This is a genomic window from Enterobacter sp. Taxon_8, assembly GCF_058354585.1.
This window is the reverse complement of sequence record NZ_CM177989.1, coordinates 639,045-657,222: the sequence shown is the minus strand read 5'-3', so window position 1 is coordinate 657,222 and position 18,178 is coordinate 639,045. Positions and strand designations below refer to the sequence as shown.

The 18,178-nt window shown below is 57.4% G+C and carries 20 protein-coding genes; 16 read left to right on the top strand and 4 right to left on the bottom strand.

The features are described from left to right. Positions 1-2 precede the first annotated feature (2 nt). Entirely contained in the window at positions 3-623 is a 621-nt protein-coding gene (locus AC4IBF_RS03185; protein ID WP_024906484.1) for a TIGR04211 family SH3 domain-containing protein, read from the top strand. 60 nt (positions 624-683) lie between these two features. Then, entirely contained in the window at positions 684-1,925 is a 1,242-nt protein-coding gene (locus AC4IBF_RS03180) for a multifunctional CCA addition/repair protein (RefSeq protein WP_127732337.1), read from the top strand. 10 nt (positions 1,926-1,935) lie between these two features. On the opposite strand, the gene bacA is transcribed toward AC4IBF_RS03180, so the two are convergent. Next, a complete protein-coding gene (gene bacA / locus AC4IBF_RS03175; protein ID WP_115876294.1) occupies positions 1,936-2,757 on the bottom strand; it encodes an undecaprenyl-diphosphate phosphatase in 822 nt (273 codons plus the stop codon). 105 nt (positions 2,758-2,862) lie between these two features. Next, positions 2,863-3,231, bottom strand: coding sequence for a bifunctional dihydroneopterin aldolase/7,8-dihydroneopterin epimerase (folB, locus tag AC4IBF_RS03170; RefSeq protein ID WP_023333447.1), 369 nt, complete (start codon positions 3,229-3,231; stop codon positions 2,863-2,865). A gap of 107 nt (positions 3,232-3,338) precedes the next feature. Between folB and plsY the strand changes: the two genes are divergently transcribed. Continuing rightward, positions 3,339-3,953: a glycerol-3-phosphate 1-O-acyltransferase PlsY gene (gene plsY, locus AC4IBF_RS03165; RefSeq protein WP_111963295.1), complete on the top strand. Its 615-nt coding sequence runs from the start codon at positions 3,339-3,341 to the stop codon at positions 3,951-3,953. A gap of 91 nt (positions 3,954-4,044) precedes the next feature. After that, positions 4,045-5,511: an MFS transporter gene (locus tag AC4IBF_RS03160; RefSeq protein WP_133295155.1), complete on the top strand. Its 1,467-nt coding sequence runs from the start codon at positions 4,045-4,047 to the stop codon at positions 5,509-5,511. 41 nt (positions 5,512-5,552) lie between these two features. On the opposite strand, the gene AC4IBF_RS03155 is transcribed toward AC4IBF_RS03160, so the two are convergent. After that, the gene (locus AC4IBF_RS03155) at positions 5,553-5,975 is read right to left on the bottom strand and encodes a MarR family winged helix-turn-helix transcriptional regulator (protein ID WP_111963297.1); all 423 of its coding nucleotides are present in this window, start codon (positions 5,973-5,975) and stop codon (positions 5,553-5,555) included. Between the two features lie 147 nt (positions 5,976-6,122). Between AC4IBF_RS03155 and AC4IBF_RS03150 the strand changes: the two genes are divergently transcribed. From AC4IBF_RS03150 to ureG, 9 genes are all read left to right on the top strand, one after another. After that, positions 6,123-7,136 carry an alpha/beta hydrolase gene (locus AC4IBF_RS03150; RefSeq protein WP_133295156.1) on the top strand — a complete coding sequence of 338 codons (1,014 nt, stop codon included), beginning with the start codon at positions 6,123-6,125 and terminating at the stop codon, positions 7,134-7,136. Positions 7,137-7,285: 149 nt separating this feature from the next. After that, positions 7,286-8,113 carry an urease accessory protein UreD gene (locus tag AC4IBF_RS03145; RefSeq protein WP_133295157.1) on the top strand — a complete coding sequence of 276 codons (828 nt, stop codon included), beginning with the start codon at positions 7,286-7,288 and terminating at the stop codon, positions 8,111-8,113. 10 nt (positions 8,114-8,123) lie between these two features. Then, positions 8,124-8,426: an urease subunit gamma gene (locus tag AC4IBF_RS03140; protein ID WP_003862556.1), complete on the top strand. Its 303-nt coding sequence runs from the start codon at positions 8,124-8,126 to the stop codon at positions 8,424-8,426. A 10-nt stretch (positions 8,427-8,436) separates the two neighbouring features. Then, positions 8,437-8,751, top strand: coding sequence for an urease subunit beta (locus AC4IBF_RS03135; protein ID WP_136195067.1), 315 nt, complete (start codon positions 8,437-8,439; stop codon positions 8,749-8,751). After that, on the top strand, positions 8,744-10,447 hold the full coding sequence (ureC, locus tag AC4IBF_RS03130; RefSeq protein ID WP_288462731.1) for an urease subunit alpha: 1,704 nt from the start codon (positions 8,744-8,746) through the stop codon (positions 10,445-10,447). The genes AC4IBF_RS03135 and ureC overlap by 8 nt, the downstream gene beginning before the upstream one ends. 9 nt (positions 10,448-10,456) lie before the next feature. Continuing rightward, positions 10,457-10,915: an urease accessory protein UreE gene (gene ureE / locus AC4IBF_RS03125; RefSeq protein WP_133295467.1), complete on the top strand. Its 459-nt coding sequence runs from the start codon at positions 10,457-10,459 to the stop codon at positions 10,913-10,915. A gap of 9 nt (positions 10,916-10,924) precedes the next feature. Further along, on the top strand, positions 10,925-11,464 hold the full coding sequence (locus AC4IBF_RS03120) for a HupE/UreJ family protein (protein ID WP_133295160.1): 540 nt from the start codon (positions 10,925-10,927) through the stop codon (positions 11,462-11,464). Further along, complete coding sequence (locus AC4IBF_RS03115; protein WP_288462732.1) at positions 11,464-12,138, top strand: urease accessory protein UreF; 675 nt, start codon at positions 11,464-11,466, stop codon at positions 12,136-12,138. The genes AC4IBF_RS03120 and AC4IBF_RS03115 overlap by 1 nt, the downstream gene beginning before the upstream one ends. Positions 12,139-12,147: 9 nt before the next feature. Continuing rightward, complete coding sequence (ureG, locus tag AC4IBF_RS03110) at positions 12,148-12,765, top strand: urease accessory protein UreG (RefSeq protein WP_014071813.1); 618 nt, start codon at positions 12,148-12,150, stop codon at positions 12,763-12,765. Positions 12,766-12,809: 44 nt separating this feature from the next. Here the strand turns inward: ureG and tsaD are convergent, their stop codons facing one another. Further along, positions 12,810-13,823 carry a tRNA (adenosine(37)-N6)-threonylcarbamoyltransferase complex transferase subunit TsaD gene (gene tsaD, locus AC4IBF_RS03105; protein ID WP_024906472.1) on the bottom strand — a complete coding sequence of 338 codons (1,014 nt, stop codon included), beginning with the start codon at positions 13,821-13,823 and terminating at the stop codon, positions 12,810-12,812. 236 nt (positions 13,824-14,059) lie between these two features. Here tsaD and rpsU point away from each other — a divergent pair, with 236 nt between their 5' ends. The 3 genes from rpsU (at position 14,060) to rpoD (ending at position 18,149) form a co-directional block, all read left to right on the top strand. Then, positions 14,060-14,275 carry a 30S ribosomal protein S21 gene (gene rpsU, locus AC4IBF_RS03100; protein WP_001144069.1) on the top strand — a complete coding sequence of 72 codons (216 nt, stop codon included), beginning with the start codon at positions 14,060-14,062 and terminating at the stop codon, positions 14,273-14,275. Between the two features lie 115 nt (positions 14,276-14,390). Beyond that, on the top strand, positions 14,391-16,136 hold the full coding sequence (gene dnaG / locus AC4IBF_RS03095) for a DNA primase (RefSeq protein WP_003862574.1): 1,746 nt from the start codon (positions 14,391-14,393) through the stop codon (positions 16,134-16,136). Positions 16,137-16,301: 165 nt separating this feature from the next. Further along, positions 16,302-18,149, top strand: coding sequence for an RNA polymerase sigma factor RpoD (gene rpoD, locus AC4IBF_RS03090; protein ID WP_023309228.1), 1,848 nt, complete (start codon positions 16,302-16,304; stop codon positions 18,147-18,149). Positions 18,150-18,178: the final 29 nt, after the last annotated feature.

Here is an 18,178-nt window from a genome sequence, read left to right as displayed (position 1 = left end):
TGATGCTTAAATTACGCCTGATTGGACTTACTTTACTCGCTTTTAGCGCCGCAACCGCAGTGCACGCTGAAGAAAAGCGTTACGTTTCTGACGAACTGAACACCTGGGTACGCAGTGGCCCCGGAGATAATTATCGCCTCGTGGGTACGGTAAATGCCGGCGAGGAAGTCACCCTGTTACAGACCAACGCGGACACCAATTACGGTCAGGTTCGCGACAGTACCGGCCGTACGTCCTGGATCCCGCTGAAAGAGCTGAGCACCGTGCCAAGCCTGCGCACGCGCGTTCCCGATCTGGAAAACCAGGTGAAGACCCTGACCGACAAGCTGAACAACATCGACGGCACCTGGAACCAGCGCACCGCTGAAATGCAGCAGAAAGTAGCGCAAAGCGACGGTGTGATTAACGGTCTGAAAGAAGAGAACCAGAAACTGAAAAACGAGCTGATTGTCGCGCAGAAGAAAGTGAATGCCGCCAATCTGCAGCTCGACGATAAACAGCGCACCATCATCATGCAGTGGTTTATGTATGGCGGCGGCGTACTGGGCGTCGGTCTGGTGCTGGGCCTGGTTCTGCCGCACCTGATCCCGAGCCGTAAGCGTAAAGACCGCTGGATGAACTAATTCGTCTTCTCTGCCAGACTTACGTATCATTCTGGAAAAGAGAAAACGGGAGAGTTGGGCGTGAAAAGTTATCTGGTCGGTGGTGCGGTACGTGATGCGTTGTTAGGTCTGCCGGTCAAAGATAAAGACTGGGTGGTGGTTGGCGCCACCCCGGAAGAGATGCTCGACGCGGGCTACCAGCAGGTAGGCCGCGATTTTCCCGTCTTCCTCCACCCGAAAAGTCGTGAAGAGTATGCCCTGGCGCGTACCGAGCGGAAATCAGGTTCGGGCTATACGGGCTTCACCTGCTATGCCGCGCCGGACGTGACGCTGGAGGAAGATCTTCTGCGCCGCGATCTCACCATCAACGCGCTGGCGCAGGACGAGAACGGCCAGATCGTTGACGCTTATGGCGGCCAGGACGATCTGCGCAACCGTCTTTTACGTCACGTCTCCCCGGCGTTTTCTGAAGATCCGCTCCGCGTCCTGCGCGTGGCGCGCTTTGCCGCACGCTACGCCCATCTCAGCTTCCGTATTGCCGATGAAACCATGGCGCTGATGACCGCCATGACCGAGGCGGGCGAGCTTGAACACCTGACGCCAGAGCGCGTCTGGAAAGAAACGGAAAATGCTCTCACAACGCGCAACCCGCAGGTCTTTTTCCAGGTCCTTCGCGACTGCGGCGCGCTGAAGGTGCTCTTCCCGGAAATAGACGCGCTGTTTGGCGTGCCTGCTCCGGCGAAATGGCACCCGGAAATTGATACCGGCGTGCACACGCTGATGACCCTGAGCATGGCGGCCATGCTCAGCCCTGACGTGGACGTGCGCTTTTCCACCCTGTGCCACGATCTCGGCAAAGGCCTAACGCCAAAAGAATTCTGGCCTCGCCACCACGGGCACGGCCCGGCAGGGGTGAAGCTAGTCGAGGGGCTGTGCCAGCGTCTGCGCGTGCCGAACGAAATCCGCGATCTGGCGAAACTGGTGGCGGAATTCCACGATTTGATCCACACCTTCCCCATCCTCAAACCGGCCACCATCGTTAAGCTTTTCGATAACATCGACGCCTGGCGTAAACCGCAGCGCGTGGAGCAAATCGCGCTGACCAGCGAAGCTGACGTGCGCGGGCGTACCGGGTTTGAGGCGTGCGATTATCCGCAGGGGCGTTTACTGCGTAAAGCCTGGGAGGTAGCAAAAGCGGTGCCGACGAAGGACGTTGTCGAGGCGGGATTCAAAGGTCCAGAAATTCGCGAAGAACTCACGAAACGGCGAATTCAGGCGGTGTCTGACTGGAAGGAAAAACACTGCCCTCAGCCAAAAGACTGAGGGCTATCGGTTAGAAGAAGACTACGTACACCGCAGCGGCAACGATAAAGCGATAGATCGCGAACGGAATGAACGAGATACGCTTAATCAACTGCAGGAAGGTTTTGATGGCAATCAGCGCCACGATAAACGCGGTGATGAAGCCAACGGCGAACATTGGAATATCGCCAGTCGTCAGGAAGTGATAGCTCTTATAGACGTCGAGTACAGTGGCGCCCATCATCATTGGCACCGCCAGCAGGAATGAGAACTCTGACGCGGCGTAACGGCTTACGCCCATCAGCATCCCGCCGGAGATGGTAGCGCCTGAACGCGAGAAGCCCGGCCACAGCGCCAGACACTGGAAGCAGCCAATGATAAACGCCTGACGATACGTCATATCGTCCAGCCCTTCCGCGCGCGGCGTTTTCGGCTTCAGCACTTCCGCGGCGATCAGCAGGAAGCCGCCCACCACCAGCGCGTACATCACGTTAATCGGGTTAAACAGCGATTTGATGGCGTCGTGGAAAACCAGACCCAGCACCACCGCCGGGATCATTCCGAGCAAAATATGGATCAGCGACAGGCGACCTTTACTCATCCCTTCGTGCTGCGGCGGACGGCCAAAATGGATACCGATCAGGCCAAACAGACGGCGCCAGAACATCACCACCACCGCCAGAATCGAACCCAGCTGGATAACCACTTCAAACGTTTTGGCGGTATCGCCTTCAAAGCCCAGCAGATGGCCAACGATAATCATATGGCCGGTACTGGAAACCGGTAAAAACTCCGTCAATCCTTCGACCACACCCAATATTGCCGCCACCAGCAGCGAGTGCATATCGCTCATCTATAAACCCCTAAAAAGATATAAAAAAACGGTCGCCCCAACGGCTACCGTGAAAGATACAGCTTTAAGACCGGTATAACCTAAATTGGTTTAGCAATTATGACGTTAATTCTTGCCTTTCAGATTTGTGCCACGCTCAATGATGACGCCAACGTTGGCGGCTCGCGCCACCGCGCCCGGCTTGCTCAGCTTGATGCGTACCCACGGTGAGTTGAATTTTTTCAGCAGCAATTCTGCGACTTCTTCCGCCACCCGTTCGACCAGCGCAAAACGTTGCCCTTCAACGTGGGCAATGACCGTTTCACTGATGTCGGCATAGCTGAGACAGTCGTTCACGTCATCGCTTTTTGCCGATTTGCGGTTATCCCATCCCATTTCGATATCGAACACCAGCTTCTGCTCGATGGTCTGTTCCCAGTCGTAAACACCAATTGTGGTGATTACCGAAAGTTGCTCTATAAATACAATATCCATCACGACCTGCCTGCTTTTTGGCTAAACCGGATACCACTTCCGGCGAATTATGCGTATTATCCACAGATGCTGAGAATACAGATACATTTTCAAAACGGAACAGCGTTATGAGTGCAATCGCGCCTGGAATGATCCTCCTCGCCTATCTTTGCGGCTCAATCTCCAGCGCCATTCTGGTCTGCCGCATTGCCGGGTTACCCGACCCGCGTGAAAATGGTTCCGGGAATCCGGGGGCGACCAACGTACTACGAATTGGTGGCAAGGGAGCAGCCGTAGCGGTTTTGATTTTTGATGTTCTGAAAGGGATGCTGCCCGTCTGGGGCGCGTATGCGCTGGGCGTCACGCCGTTCTGGCTGGGGCTTATTGCTATTGCGGCCTGTGTCGGCCACATCTGGCCCGTATTCTTCGGTTTTAAAGGTGGCAAAGGTGTGGCGACCGCCTTTGGTGCCATTGCGCCTATCGGCTGGGACCTAACCGGCGTGATGGCCGGGACCTGGCTACTGACCATTCTGCTGAGCGGCTATTCCTCGCTGGGCGCCATCGTCAGCGCGCTGATCGCCCCGTTCTACGTCTGGTGGTTTAAACCTCAGTTCACCTTCCCGGTGTCGATGCTCTCCTGCCTTATCCTGCTGCGTCATCACGATAATATTCAGCGCCTGTGGCGTCGTCAGGAGACCAAAATCTGGACGAAGCTCAAGAGGAAGAAAAAAGACGCGCCGTAAGGGTTAGTTATGCCTTATAGCCAAATGTGATTTTGGTCACCTTCTGCCTGTGGTAACTGTTAATGACACAACACAACCACATTAGAAGAAAATGGCTGAAATCACAGAAACAACTCCCCTTTCAACGGCAGAAAAACACCCCGATGGCGACATCAAGTGGGTGCGCAGCGCTTCGGATGTATCACGCCTCGTTAATGACGGCTCACAGGGCCGGGCCAATGCCCGCATCGTGGTCGGTATCGCGCTGGGCGGGATTTTCCTCGATGCTTACGATCTGGGCGCGCTGGCCTTCGGCATAAAAGATATCACCCGCGAATTTAACCTGACGCCCGCCGGGACCGGTATGGTGGCCTCGGCAATTACCTTTGGCGCGATTGTCGGAGCGCTGCTCGGCGGTTACCTCACGGATAAAATCGGGCGCTACCGCGTTTTTATGGCTGATATGGTGTTCTTCGTGGTGGCCGCCATCGCCTGTGCGCTGGCCCCGAACGAATATGTGCTGGCGGGTGCCCGCTTTGTGATGGGGCTTGGGGTCGGGATCGACCTTCCCGTGGCGATGGCGTTTTTAAGCGAGTTCGCCAGGCTGAAAGGTCCGGGAAACAAAGCCTCCAGCGTCGCGATGTGGTGCCCCACCTGGTATGCCGCCATCAGTGTCTCCTACCTGCTGGTGCTGTTCTTCTACGCCGTGCTGCCGGAAAGCCACAGCGACTGGCTGTGGCGTTTAATTCTCGGCTTTGGTGCAGTGCCAGCGCTGGTGATTATCGCCATCCGCAGCCGCTATATGAGCGAATCGCCGGTATGGGCGGCGAATCAGGGCAATCTGAAGGAGGCGGCGTCGATTTTGCGGCAGTCGTACAATATTAACGCCCACGTCCCGCAGGATGCGCTCGGCCAGCCTGCACCCGTCGTGAATAAAGCGAAATGGTCAAACTATCTGAATCTGTTTCGCGGCGTCTACTTACGCCGCACGACGCTCGCCACGCTGCTGTCCGTCGTCTCCTCGTTCGCCTACAACGCCGTGGCGTTTGGTCTGCCGGTGATCATCTCCAGCTTCTTTGTCCAGTCGATGCTCACCACCATTCTCATTTCTCTGGTGCTTAACCTGCTGTTTGCCTTCGTCGGCGGACTGCTGGCGGTACGCTACGTGCCGCGCTTCGGCGCATGGCGAATGTCGCTTGCGGGTTATGCCTGCCAGCTTGTCGCGCTGCTGGGCCTGGCGCTGATTGGCCGACCGGAAGGTGCCTCTGAAGGCGTGCTTGCCGTGGCGATGCTGGCGCTATTCCTTTTCGGTCAGGGCTTTGGCCCGGGCGCGCATACCATGACGTTTGCCTCGCTGAGCTACCCCACCTCGCTGCGCGGCGTAGGCGTGGGTCTCAACCAGACGCTGATGCGCAGTAGTTCCACGCTGTCGCTGTTCCTGTTCCCGCTGCTGGTGGCGTCGCTCGACACCGCCGTGTTCTGGGTGATTGCGCTGGCGCCGTTTATCGGCCTGGCATCGCTGCTGGCGATCCGCTGGGAGCCCTCCGGGTATGATGTGGATGCGGAGGACTATCGGTAACGACACATCGCTTCGGTGGGTTCCCCCCCACCGAAGGGTTCTTACAAATCGTCCAGCAGCGTTCGGGAGAGTTTTTTTAGCATATCAAGCTCATCATCGTTCATCCGCATGCTGCAGCGAATCTGGTCCGGCAATGCCATCACCCGTTTTTTCAGTTCTTTCGCCTTATCGGTCAGCACGACATTTTTCATCCTTTCATCCCCTACAACCGCGATACGGTTGAGGAATCCTTTTGCCTCAAGCTTTTGTACAAGCGGCGTCAATGTGCCCGAATCAAAAAACGTCTTATCGCTGAGATCGCGAAGTGGAATGTTGTCTTTCTCATAAAGCGCCATCAAAACAACGAATTGCGGGTAGGTCAAATCCATCTCTTGTAGTAGGGGACGATACTGGCGAACAAACGCATTGGTGACCGAGTACAGCGAGAAGCAAAGTAAATCATCTAGCGTTTTGTTTTCTTTCATTTTTCTATCAACTCCGAATCTGTTGCCTAAAAAAATTATAAATAATGTTTGACTAAAAGTATCTTGCGCGCAAGTATTATACCAGCAACTAAGTAGCACGCTATTTAGTTATCTCATCCGATCAAATGCGCTTAAAGAGGTACCACCATGAAAACACTAACCACCATCCTGGTTTCTTCCGTCTTCGCGTCAGCTGCTGCATCCGCTCAAACCACCAATACCCCAGCTCCGACCGCAGGCGTACAGGCGTTTCTTAATATTCTGAATTCCAGCAAGGGTAAGCCAATGGAACAGATGACCCCGCAGGAGGCCCGGCAGGTACTGATCGGCGCGCAGCAAGGCGCAAAACTGCCGCCCGCTCAAGTTTCAGAAAAAACGATCCAGGTAAATGGTCAGGCGATCAAACTGAAAATAGTGAAACCTGAAAACGCGACCGGCACGCTCCCGGCATTTATGTTCTTCCACGGCGGCGGTTGGGTGCTGGGCGATTACCCAACCCATGAACGCTTAATCCGCGATCTGGTTCGCGCATCAGGCGCCGCAGCGGTTTACGTTGATTACACGCCGTCACCTGAGGCCCATTTCCCGGTGGCCATCAATCAGGCCTATGAAGCGACAAAATGGGTAGCCGAACACGGTCAGGAAATTGGCGTGGACGGTAGCCGTCTGGGTCTGGTCGGTAACAGCGTGGGCGGCAATATGGTGGCTTCCGTGGCGCTGCAGGCAAAACAGTTCAATGGGCCAAAAATTCGCTACAACGTGATGCTCTGGCCTGTGACCGATGCGAATTTTGATACTGCCTCGTATAACCGGTTCGAGAACGGCTATTTCCTGTCGAAAAACATGATGAAATGGTTCTGGGATAACTACACCACCAGCGCTGCCGACCGCAACAATATCCTTGCCTCTCCGCTTCGCGCCAGCGCCGCGCAGTTGAAAGGTTTCCCCGAGACGCTGATTCAGACAGCAGAGCTGGACGTTCTGCGGGATGAAGGTGAAGCATTCGGGCGTAAGCTGGATGCGGCTGGCGTCCCGGTGACCGTCACGCGCTATAACGGCATGATCCACGATTACGGCCTGCTTAACCCGCTGAGCCAGGAGCCAACGGTTAAAGTTGCCCTGGAGCAGGCAGGCGCAGCGCTGCATGAGCACCTGAAATAACGGCATCGCGATGTTTGTCAGACAGCACGTCCCCCGGGGCGTGCTTTTTTGTTTCGTCTTAACCGCCATCCATAAGCGACTCATATGACAGCCTTCATTTCTGCCAGGGCATACTGAAACGACCCCGATGATGAGCAGATGGATGTAGTATGTTAGCAGCTCAGGTCACTGATAATTCGTACAAAGGCTGGCAGGCGTCGCTTGCCCTGCAGTTTTGTCACACCCCTGAGAAAACCCTCCTGCACTCCGCTCATCACGTCGGGCCGCTTACCGTTCAGCGTCCATTTTATCCCGAAGGGGAAACCTGCCACCTTTATCTGCTGCACCCGCCCGGCGGAATTGTGGGCGGCGATACGCTGGACATTTCCGTTCGGCTGGACGCCAAAAGCCATGTGCTAATCACGATGCCCGGCGCCAGCAAGTTCTATCGCAGCAGCGGCCCGCAGGCTCGCCTGAATCAGCACTTTTATCTCGATGATGAATCCACGCTGGAGTGGCTACCGCAGGACACTATTATCTTCCCGGGTGCGAACGCCGCGCTGCGCTCCGTCTTCCACCTGAAGACCTCCAGCACGCTGCTGGCGTGGGAGCTGTACTGCCTGGGGCGCCCGGTGATCAATGAGACCTTCAGCCACGGCACGCTGGAGAGCCGCCTTGAAGTCTGGGTTGAGGATGAACCGCGCCTGATTGAGCGTCAGCACCTTGCCGACGGCGATCTCACGCCCGTCGCCGGATATCCATGGCTCGGCACGCTGCTGTTCTATCCGGCCAAAGAAGAACATCTCGACACGGTACGCGAACGGCTCGCGCCGCTGGAACACTTTGCGGGCGCCACGCTCGCGGACGATCTCATGTCGGTGCGTTTTCTCTCCCACGATAACCTGATTTGTCAGCGGGTGATGCGCGACGTCTGGCAGTCGCTTCGCCCGCTTCTCACCACCAAAACCGCCTGTTCGCCGCGTATCTGGCAGACATAAGAGAAACGTTATGGAACTGACCCCCAGAGAAAAAGACAAGCTGTTGCTGTTCACCGCCGCGCTGGTTGCCGAACGCCGCCTTGCGCGCGGGGTAAAGCTTAATTACCCGGAATCGGTCGCGCTGATCAGCGCCTTCATCATGGAGGGCGCGCGCGATGGCGAAACCGTCGCCTCGCTGATGGAGGCGGGCCGCCACGTCCTGACGCGCGATCAGGTAATGGAAGGCGTGCCGGAGATGATCCCGGATATTCAGGTCGAAGCCACCTTCCCGGACGGATCGAAGCTCGTCACCGTCCATAACCCGATCGTCTAAGGAGCGCGCGATGATCCCAGGTGAATACCAGATCCAGCCCGGAACGATTGCGATCAACGTCGGGCGTGAAACCCAAAGTGTGGTAGTCGAAAATCACGGCGACAGGCCGATCCAGGTCGGATCGCACTATCACTTTTACGAGGTCAACCCGGCCCTGAAGTTCGAGCGGGAAGCCACCAAAGGCTACCGGCTAAATATCCCGGCGGGCACCGCCGTGCGCTTCGAGCCCGGCCAGAAGCGTGAGGTGACGCTGGTTCAGGTCACGGGCGCGCAGCGCATTTTCGGCTTTCGCGGCGAGGTGATGGGCGAGGTGAAACATGGCTGAGATTTCACGCCGGGCATATGCCGATATGTTCGGCCCCACCACCGGCGATAAAGTGCGGCTGGCCGACAGCGAGCTGTGGATCGAAGTGGAAGACGATCTCACGGTCTACGGCGAAGAGGTCAAATTCGGCGGCGGAAAGGTGATCCGCGACGGCATGGGTCAGGGGCAGATGACCGCAGACGACTGCGTGGATCTGGTTCTCACCAACGCGCTGATCGTCGATCACTGGGGGATCGTAAAAGCCGATATCGGCGTAAAGAACGGGCGGATCTTCGCCGTCGGCAAAGCCGGTAATCCGGACATTCAGCCCGGCGTGACGATCCCGATTGGCGCGGCAACGGAAGTGATTGCCGCCGAGGGGAAGATCGTCACCGCGGGCGGGATCGACACCCACATCCACTGGATCTGCCCGCAGCAGGCTGAAGAGGCGCTGGTCTCCGGCGTCACCACCATGATCGGCGGCGGCACCGGCCCCGCAGCGGGCACCAACGCCACCACCTGCACGCCGGGGCCGTGGTATATCGCCCGCATGCTGCAGGCTGCGGATACGCTGCCGGTGAATATCGGCCTGCTCGGCAAAGGTAACGGCTCCAACCCGGACGCCCTGCGCGAGCAGATTGCCGCCGGTGCTATCGGGCTGAAGATCCACGAAGACTGGGGCGCGACGCCTGCGGCGATCAACTGCTCGCTGGAGGTGGCGGAAGAGATGGATATTCAGGTGGCGCTGCACAGCGACACGCTGAACGAGTCCGGGTTTGTCGAAGACACGCTGGCGGCCATCGCAGGGCGCACCATCCACACTTTCCATACCGAAGGCGCAGGCGGCGGCCACGCGCCGGATATCATCACCGCCTGCGCGCACCCGAATATTCTGCCCTCCTCCACCAACCCGACGCTGCCCTACACGGTCAATACCATCGACGAGCATCTCGACATGCTGATGGTCTGCCACCACCTTGACCCGGATATCGCCGAGGACGTGGCGTTTGCGGAATCCCGCATTCGTCGTGAAACCATCGCCGCTGAAGACGTGCTGCACGACATCGGCGCATTCTCGCTCACCTCGTCAGATTCGCAGGCCATGGGCCGCGTCGGAGAAGTGATTATCCGCACCTGGCAGGTGGCGCACCGCATGAAGGTCCAGCGCGGCGCGCTGCCGGAAGAGACCGGCGATAACGACAACTTCCGCGTGAAGCGCTACGTCGCCAAATACACCATTAACCCGGCGCTCACCCACGGCATTGCCCACGAAGTCGGTTCGATTGAGGCGGGCAAGCTGGCGGATCTGGTGGTCTGGTCCCCGGCGTTCTTCGGCGTCAAGCCCGCCACCATCGTCAAGGGCGGGATGATTGCCTGCGCGCCGATGGGCGATATCAACGCCTCGATCCCCACGCCGCAGCCGGTGCATTACCGCCCGATGTTTGGATCGCTGGGTGCCGCGCGCCACGCCACCCGGCTGACGTTTATCTCGCAGGCCGCCAGTGCCAACGGCATCCCGCAGCAGCTCAACCTGCAGAGCGCTACCGCGGTGGTGAAAGGCTGCCGGACGGTGAAAAAGGCGGACATGATCCACAACGGCCTGCAGCCGAATATCACCGTCGACTCACAAACCTACGAGGTGCGCGTCGACGGTGAACTGATAACCAGCGAACCGGCTGACGTTCTGCCGATGGCGCAACGCTATTTCCTGTTTTGAGGAGTGATGATGATCTATTTAACCCAACGCCTGGACCATGCCCACCCCGCCACCGCCAGCGTCACGCTGCCGATTGACGTACGGGTGAAAAGCCGCGCCCGCGTATCGCTGAACGACGGGCGCGAGGCCGGGCTAATGCTGCCGCGCGGCCTGCTGCTGCGCGGGGGCGACCTGCTGACTACCGACGACGGCAGCGAGGTTGTCGAGGTGATCGCCGCGCCGGAGTCGGTCTCCGTGGTGCGCTGTGCCGATCCGTTCCTGCTCGCCCGCGCCTGCTACCACCTGGGCAACCGCCACGTGCCGCTGCAGGTCATGCCCGGCGAGCTGCGCTATCACCACGATCACGTTCTCGACGACATGCTGCGCCAGTTCGGGCTGGACGTGACCTACGCCAGCCTGCCGTTTGAACCGGAAGCGGGCGCTTACACCAGCGATGCCCACAGCCATTCTCACGCTCATTCACATTAAGGATTAATCATGCGCAAGTTACTCCCTCTGTTACTGCTGGCTTTTTCCGTTCCCGCGCTCGCGCATCCCGGCCACGGCGCCGACAGCTTCCAGGCCGGTTTTCTCCATCCGCTGACCGGACTCGATCACCTGCTGATGCTGGCGGGTGCAGGCGTGCTCTCGGCGCTGAGCGGCCGCAAGCTCCTGCTGCCGTTTGCCACCCTCGGCATGATGCTCGTTGGCGCTATTGCGGGCAGCCTGCTCGGCGGCTTTAGCGGCATGGAGATGCTGATTATCGCCTCGCTGGCGGTCTGCGGCGTGATGATGTTTAAAACTGAAAATCGCTTGCTGCTGGCAGTGCCTGTCCTGGCGATGTTCCACGGCTGGGCGCACGGCGTGGAGATGTCCGGCCACAGCTTCTGGCTCTTCACCAGCGGCTTTATGCTCGCCAGCGCCACGGTGCTGTGCGCCAGCTTTGCCGCAGGGCTGCTGCTGCGCCGTCACGACGGCCTGCGTAAAACCTTCGGCGGCGGGCTGATCGTCTCCGCCCTGCTGGCGCTGATGAGCTGATGGAGCACGCCCGCCAGAGGCTGCGCCTGATGCAGCTCTCCAGCAGCAGCCTGCCGGTCGGGTCGTTTACCTGGTCACAGGGGCTGGAGTGGGCCGTTGAGGCGGGCTGGGTCACGGACGCCAACGCCTTTAAACGCTGGCAAATCCAGCAGATGGAGCAGAGCTTTTTCTGCGTCGACCTGCCGCTGTTTATCCGTCTTTATCAGGCCTGTGAGCAACGCTCGCTTACAAATGCAAAACGCTGGACGGCATACCTGCTCGCCTGTCGGGAAACGCGCGAGCTACGAGAAGAAGAGCGCAACCGCGGGGCGGCCTTTACGCGGCTGATTAAGAGCTGGGAACCTGACTGTCTGCCCGAATGGCTGCCGCTGTTTATGCAAAGCCAGCTCTGCGGCATGGCGTGGCTCGGCGTTCGCTGGGGCATTAGCGCGCGCGAACTGGCGCTGAGTCTGGGCTACAGCTGGATGGAGAGCGCGGTCATGGCGGGCGTCAAGCTGGTGCCGTTTGGGCAACAGGCCGCGCAGCAGCTGATTATCGAACTGAGCGACCACTACGCCGCCGGGTTTGAACAGGCATTTTTACATAGCGACGACGCTCTGGGGGCAGCAACGCCGCTGTCCGCCATCGCCTCGGCGCGCCACGAAACCCAATATTCACGACTATTCCGTTCCTGAGGAGTCAACATGGCTGATTACAAACATCCCCTGCGCGTGGGCGTGGGCGGCCCGGTAGGGTCGGGCAAAACCGCGCTGCTGGAAGCGCTCTGCAAGGCGATGCGCGATACCTATCATCTTGCGGTGGTCACCAACGATATCTACACCAAAGAGGATCAGCGCATCCTGACCGAAGCGGGCGCGCTGGAGCCAGAGCGCATCGTGGGCGTGGAGACGGGCGGCTGCCCGCATACCGCTATCCGGGAAGATGCTTCGATGAACCTGGCGGCGGTGGAAGCGTTGAGCGAGAAGTTCGGCAATCTGGACCTGATCTTCGTTGAAAGCGGCGGAGACAACCTCAGCGCGACGTTCAGCCCTGAGCTGGCGGATCTGACCATTTACGTGATCGACGTGGCCGAAGGGGAAAAAATCCCGCGCAAGGGCGGGCCGGGGATCACCAAATCCGATTTTCTGGTCATCAACAAAACCGATCTCGCGCCGTACGTGGGTGCCTCGCTGGAGGTGATGGAGCGCGACACCAACCGCATGCGCGGCGAGCGTCCATGGACCTTTACCAACCTGAAGGCGGGTGACGGTCTTGCGACGATTATTGCATTTCTGGAAGAGAAAGGGATGTTGCGGGTGTAGTCAAACGATCCCCTCTCCCTGTGGGAGAGGGTTAGGGTGAGGGATTACGCCTCCGGCAGTTCCGCCAGCGGCCAGCGCGGACGCACGGACACGCTCAGGTCGGACGTTGCCCCCGCATTAAGGCGCACCATCCCGGCGTAGGCGATCATCGCCCCGTTATCGGTACAGAATTCCGGACGGGCATAGAACACTTCCCCGCGACGCTTTTGCATCATCTCGGCGAGCTTCGCGCGAAGCGTGCGGTTAGCGCTCACGCCGCCCGCCATCACCAGACGCTTAAAGCCGGTCTGATCCAGCGCGCGCTTGCACTTGATCATCAGCGTGTCCACTACCGCATCTTCGAACGCGCGGGCGATATCGGCGCGGGTTTGCTCGCTGTCATCGTTATTACGGATCGTATTCGCCGCGAAGGTTTTCAGCCCGGAGAAGCTGAAGTCCAGCCCCGGACGGTCGGTCATTGGGCGCGGGAAGACAAAGCGCCCTTCCGTTCCCTGCGACGCCATTTTTGACAGCATCGGGCCGCCCGGGTAATCCAGACCCAGCAGCTTGGCGGTTTTATCGAACGCTTCACCGGCGGCGTCGTCGATCGACTCGCCCAGCAGCTCGTACTTGCCAATGCCCGTTACGCTAATCAGCTGCGTATGGCCGCCGGAAACCAGCAGCGCAACAAACGGGAATTCAGGCGGATTCTCTTCCAGCATCGGCGCCAGAAGATGCCCTTCCATATGGTGAACCGGGATGGCCGGCACGTCCCACGCGAAGGCCAGCGAACGACCAACGGTTGCGCCAACCAGAAGCGCACCGACCAGGCCCGGGCCTGCGGTATAGGCCACGGCATCAATATCGGTTGAGCTCAACCCGGCCTCTTTCAGCGCCGCCTGAATCAGGGGAACCGTTTTACGCACGTGGTCACGAGAGGCCAGTTCAGGTACGACGCCGCCGTAGTCAGCGTGCAATTTCACCTGACTATACAGCTGGTTGGCCAGAAGTCCTTTTTCGTCGTCGTAAATGGCGATGCCGGTTTCATCGCAGGATGTTTCAATACCCAGTACACGCATGACTTGTTTTACCTCGTTTCAATACCGCGCAGTGTAGAGCCTGGGCGGGTTGATGTAAAACTTTGTTCGCCCCAGGAAGAAGGCTCGTGTATACTCCCCACCCTTATTAAAGTCCCTTTCAAAATCGCATCGGTGCTTTACAAAGCAGCAGCATTTGCAGTAAAATTCCGCACCATTTTGAAATAAGCTGGCGTTGATGCCAGCGGCAAACCGAATTTATTAAAGGTGAGAGTTACATGCCGGTAATTAAAGTACGTGAAAACGAGCCGTTCGACGTAGCACTGCGTCGCTTCAAACGTTCATGCGAGAAAGCAGGTGTTCTGGCTGAAGTTCGTCGTCGTGAGTTTTATGAAAAACCAACGACCGAACGTAAGCGCGCTAAAGCTTCCGCTGTGAAACGTCACGCGAAGAAACTGGCTCGCGAAAACGCACGCCGTACTCGTCTGTACTAATTGGTTGAGGGCCTCAGCCCTCAATTGACAGACAGAGTAATAGTCGTAAGGCCGTGCTTCCGGAAGGAATGCGCGGCTTGTTTTCGTTTATAAGTCGCTTAAATTTTTGGGGCATATGGCCGGAAGAATCCCACGCGTTTTCATCAATGACCTGCTTGCCAGAACCGACATCGTCGATCTCATCGACGCGCGGGTAAAGCTGAAAAAACAGGGCAAGAATTACCATGCGTGCTGTCCGTTCCATAACGAAAAAACCCCCTCCTTCACCGTAAACGGTGAAAAGCAGTTTTACCATTGCTTCGGCTGTGGTGCTCACGGTAATGCCGTTGATTTTTTAATGAACTACGACAAGCTCGAGTTCGTTGAAACCGTCGAAGAGCTGGCGGCAATGCATAACCTTGAAGTGCCGTATGAAGCAGGCAGTGGGCCAAGTCAGATCGAGCGCCATCAACGGCAAACGCTGTATCAACTGATGGATGGCCTGAATTCGTTTTACCAACAGTCTCTTAAGCACTCTGCGGCTGAGCCTGCGCGTCAGTATCTGAACAAGCGCGGACTGAGCGACGATGTCATTGCGCGTTTCGCTATTGGTTACGCCCCGCCCGGCTGGGACAACGTGTTAAAGCGTTTTGGCGGCAATAGCGAAGATCGTAAATCTCTCATCGATGCAGGTATGCTGGTCACCAACGACCAGGGACGAAGCTACGACCGCTTCCGCGAACGGGTGATGTTTCCGATCCGCGACAAGCGAGGCCGGGTAATTGGTTTTGGTGGTCGCGTGCTGGGTGATGCCCTGCCGAAATACCTTAACTCCCCGGAAACCGATATTTTCCATAAGGGCCGCCAGCTTTACGGTCTTTATGAGGCGCAGCAGGATAACGCGGAACCTCCGCGTCTTCTGGTCGTCGAAGGCTATATGGACGTCGTTGCGCTGGCGCAGTACGACATTAACTACGCGGTTGCGTCGTTAGGTACGTCCACCACCGCCGATCATATTCAACTGCTGTTCAGGGTGACCAATAACGTCATCTGCTGTTACGACGGTGACCGTGCAGGACGCGACGCCGCCTGGCGTGCGCTGGAAACCGCGCTACCCTATATGACCGACGGGCGTCAGCTACGCTTTATGTTCCTGCCCGACGGTGAAGATCCGGATACGCTGGTGCGTAAAGAGGGCAAAGCGGCGTTTGAAGCGCGGATGGAGCAGGCTCAGCCGCTCTCCACGTTTTTGTTTAACAGCCTGATGCCGCAGGTCGATTTGAGTACCCCTGACGGGCGCGCGCAGCTCAGCACGCTGGCGCTGCCGTTAATCAGTCAGGTGCCCGGCGAAACGCTGCGCATCTACCTGCGTCAGGAGTTAGGCAACAAGCTCGGCATTCTGGATGACAGCCAGCTTGAACGTTTAATGCCTAAACAGGCTGAAAACGGCACGGTTCGACCCGCGCCTCAGCTAAAACGCACAACCATGCGTATACTGATAGGGTTACTGGTCCAAAACCCCGAGCTTGCGCCGCAGGTGCCGTCGCTGGCGGGTTTGAACCACGAAAAATTGCCCGGACTTGGCTTATTTTCAGAACTGGTCAACACGTGTTTGTCACAGCCAGGTCTGACCACCGGACAACTTTTAGAGCATTATCGCGGCACAAAAGAGGCCGCTACCCTTGAAAAATTGTCGATGTGGGACGATATAGCAGATAAGGACATTGCAGAAAAAACGTTCACCGACTCACTCAACCATATGTTTGATTCGATGCTTGAGCTGCGCCAGGAAGAGTTGATAGCTCGCGAGCGCACACACGGTTTGAGCAGCGAAGAACGCCGGGAGCTCTGGATGATTAATCAGGAACTGGCGAAGAAATAAGTCAAAGACAAAAGTATTTAACGGCTTAAGTGCCGAATATCGATCGGGAAGCCCCCGGCAGCCGCACTGAGAGGCAGCGGCAAAAATATAAGTACGCCCTCGCTTTAAAGGTTGGCAGCCTCATCGCCGACACCAATCAAACGAATTAAGTGTGGATACCGTCTTATGGAGCAAAACCCGCAGTCACAGCTGAAACTTCTTGTCCAACGTGGTAAGGAGCAAGGCTATCTGACCTATGCCGAGGTCAATGACCATCTGCCGGAAGATATCGTCGATTCAGATCAAATCGAAGACATCATCCAAATGATCAATGACATGGGCATTCAGGTGATGGAAGAAGCACCGGATGCCGATGATCTGTTGCTGGCTGAAACCTCCAACAACACTGACGAAGATGCGGAAGAAGCTGCTGCACAGGTACTGTCCAGCGTGGAATCTGAAATCGGGCGTACCACTGACCCGGTCCGCATGTACATGCGCGAAATGGGTACCGTTGAACTGTTGACCCGCGAAGGCGAAATTGACATCGCAAAACGCATCGAAGACGGGATCAACCAGGTTCAGTGCTCTGTCGCCGAGTACCCGGAAGCGATCACCTATCTGCTGGAGCAGTACGATCGCGTTGAAGCGGAAGAAGCGCGCCTGTCTGACCTGATCACCGGTTTTGTCGACCCGAACGCTGAAGAAGATATGGCGCCTACCGCCACTCACGTCGGTTCTGAACTGTCTCAGGAAGAGATGGATGATGACGAAGACGAAGATGAGGAAGAGAGCGACGACGACACCGCGGACGATGACAACAGCATCGACCCGGAGCTGGCACGCGAGAAGTTTGCCGAGCTGCGTACCCAGTACGAAGTGACGCGTGACACCATCAAAGCGAAAGGCCGCAGCCACGCCGCCGCTCAGGAAGAGATCCTGAAGCTGTCTGAAGTATTCAAACAGTTCCGCCTGGTGCCAAAACAGTTCGACTACCTGGTAAACAGCATGCGCGTGATGATGGATCGCGTACGCACCCAGGAACGCATCATCATGAAGCTGTGCGTTGAGCAGTGCAAAATGCCGAAGAAGAACTTCATCACCCTCTTCACCGGTAACGAAACCAGCGAAACCTGGTTCAACGCGGCTATCGCGATGAACAAGCCGTGGTCTGAAAAACTGCACGACGTGAAGGACGATGTGCATCGCGGCCTGCAGAAACTGCATCAGATTGAAGAAGAGACCGGCCTGACCATCGAGCAGGTAAAAGACATCAACCGTCGTATGTCCATCGGTGAAGCGAAAGCTCGCCGTGCGAAGAAAGAGATGGTTGAAGCGAACTTGCGTCTGGTTATCTCTATCGCCAAGAAATACACCAACCGTGGCCTGCAGTTCCTGGATCTGATTCAGGAAGGCAACATCGGTCTGATGAAAGCGGTAGATAAGTTTGAATACCGTCGTGGTTACAAGTTCTCCACCTATGCAACCTGGTGGATCCGTCAGGCGATCACCCGCTCTATCGCGGATCAGGCGCGCACCATTCGTATTCCGGTGCATATGATTGAGACCATCAACAAGCTCAACCGTATTTCCCGTCAGATGCTGCAGGAGATGGGCCGCGAGCCGACGCCGGAAGAGCTGGCCGAGCGCATGCTGATGCCGGAAGACAAGATCCGTAAAGTGCTGAAGATCGCCAAAGAGCCAATCTCCATGGAAACACCAATCGGTGATGATGAAGATTCACATCTGGGTGATTTCATCGAGGATACCACCCTCGAGCTGCCGCTGGACTCTGCCACCACCGAGAGCCTGCGTGCTGCGACACACGACGTTCTGGCTGGCCTGACCGCTCGTGAAGCGAAGGTCCTGCGTATGCGTTTCGGTATCGATATGAACACCGACCACACGCTGGAAGAAGTGGGTAAACAGTTCGACGTTACCCGCGAACGTATCCGTCAGATCGAAGCGAAGGCGTTGCGTAAGCTGCGTCATCCAAGCCGCTCTGAAGTGCTGCGTAGCTTCCTGGACGACTAATCTGTCCTGACAGTGAAAAAGCTCCCAAT

What these genes read in the sequence shown, in the direction of transcription:
- rpsU (WP_001144069.1), top strand. Translation starts at nt 14,060, where the DNA reads ATGCCGGTAATTAAAGTACGTGAAAACGAGCCGTTCGACGTAGCACTG.
- rpoD (WP_023309228.1), top strand. Translation starts at nt 16,302, where the DNA reads ATGGAGCAAAACCCGCAGTCACAGCTGAAACTTCTTGTCCAACGTGGT.
- ureC (WP_288462731.1), top strand. Translation starts at nt 8,744, where the DNA reads ATGGCTGAGATTTCACGCCGGGCATATGCCGATATGTTCGGCCCCACC.
- dnaG (WP_003862574.1), top strand. Translation starts at nt 14,391, where the DNA reads ATGGCCGGAAGAATCCCACGCGTTTTCATCAATGACCTGCTTGCCAGA.
- ureG (WP_014071813.1), top strand. Translation starts at nt 12,148, where the DNA reads ATGGCTGATTACAAACATCCCCTGCGCGTGGGCGTGGGCGGCCCGGTA.
- folB (WP_023333447.1), bottom strand. Translation starts at nt 3,231, where the DNA reads ATGGATATTGTATTTATAGAGCAACTTTCGGTAATCACCACAATTGGT.
- AC4IBF_RS03155 (WP_111963297.1), bottom strand. Translation starts at nt 5,975, where the DNA reads ATGAAAGAAAACAAAACGCTAGATGATTTACTTTGCTTCTCGCTGTAC.
- AC4IBF_RS03185 (WP_024906484.1), top strand. Translation starts at nt 3, where the DNA reads ATGCTTAAATTACGCCTGATTGGACTTACTTTACTCGCTTTTAGCGCC.
- tsaD (WP_024906472.1), bottom strand. Translation starts at nt 13,823, where the DNA reads ATGCGTGTACTGGGTATTGAAACATCCTGCGATGAAACCGGCATCGCC.
- AC4IBF_RS03150 (WP_133295156.1), top strand. Translation starts at nt 6,123, where the DNA reads ATGAAAACACTAACCACCATCCTGGTTTCTTCCGTCTTCGCGTCAGCT.
- AC4IBF_RS03145 (WP_133295157.1), top strand. Translation starts at nt 7,286, where the DNA reads ATGTTAGCAGCTCAGGTCACTGATAATTCGTACAAAGGCTGGCAGGCG.
- AC4IBF_RS03115 (WP_288462732.1), top strand. Translation starts at nt 11,464, where the DNA reads ATGGAGCACGCCCGCCAGAGGCTGCGCCTGATGCAGCTCTCCAGCAGC.
- ureE (WP_133295467.1), top strand. Translation starts at nt 10,457, where the DNA reads ATGATCTATTTAACCCAACGCCTGGACCATGCCCACCCCGCCACCGCC.
- bacA (WP_115876294.1), bottom strand. Translation starts at nt 2,757, where the DNA reads ATGAGCGATATGCACTCGCTGCTGGTGGCGGCAATATTGGGTGTGGTC.
- AC4IBF_RS03120 (WP_133295160.1), top strand. Translation starts at nt 10,925, where the DNA reads ATGCGCAAGTTACTCCCTCTGTTACTGCTGGCTTTTTCCGTTCCCGCG.
- AC4IBF_RS03140 (WP_003862556.1), top strand. Translation starts at nt 8,124, where the DNA reads ATGGAACTGACCCCCAGAGAAAAAGACAAGCTGTTGCTGTTCACCGCC.
- plsY (WP_111963295.1), top strand. Translation starts at nt 3,339, where the DNA reads ATGAGTGCAATCGCGCCTGGAATGATCCTCCTCGCCTATCTTTGCGGC.
- AC4IBF_RS03160 (WP_133295155.1), top strand. Translation starts at nt 4,045, where the DNA reads ATGGCTGAAATCACAGAAACAACTCCCCTTTCAACGGCAGAAAAACAC.
- AC4IBF_RS03135 (WP_136195067.1), top strand. Translation starts at nt 8,437, where the DNA reads ATGATCCCAGGTGAATACCAGATCCAGCCCGGAACGATTGCGATCAAC.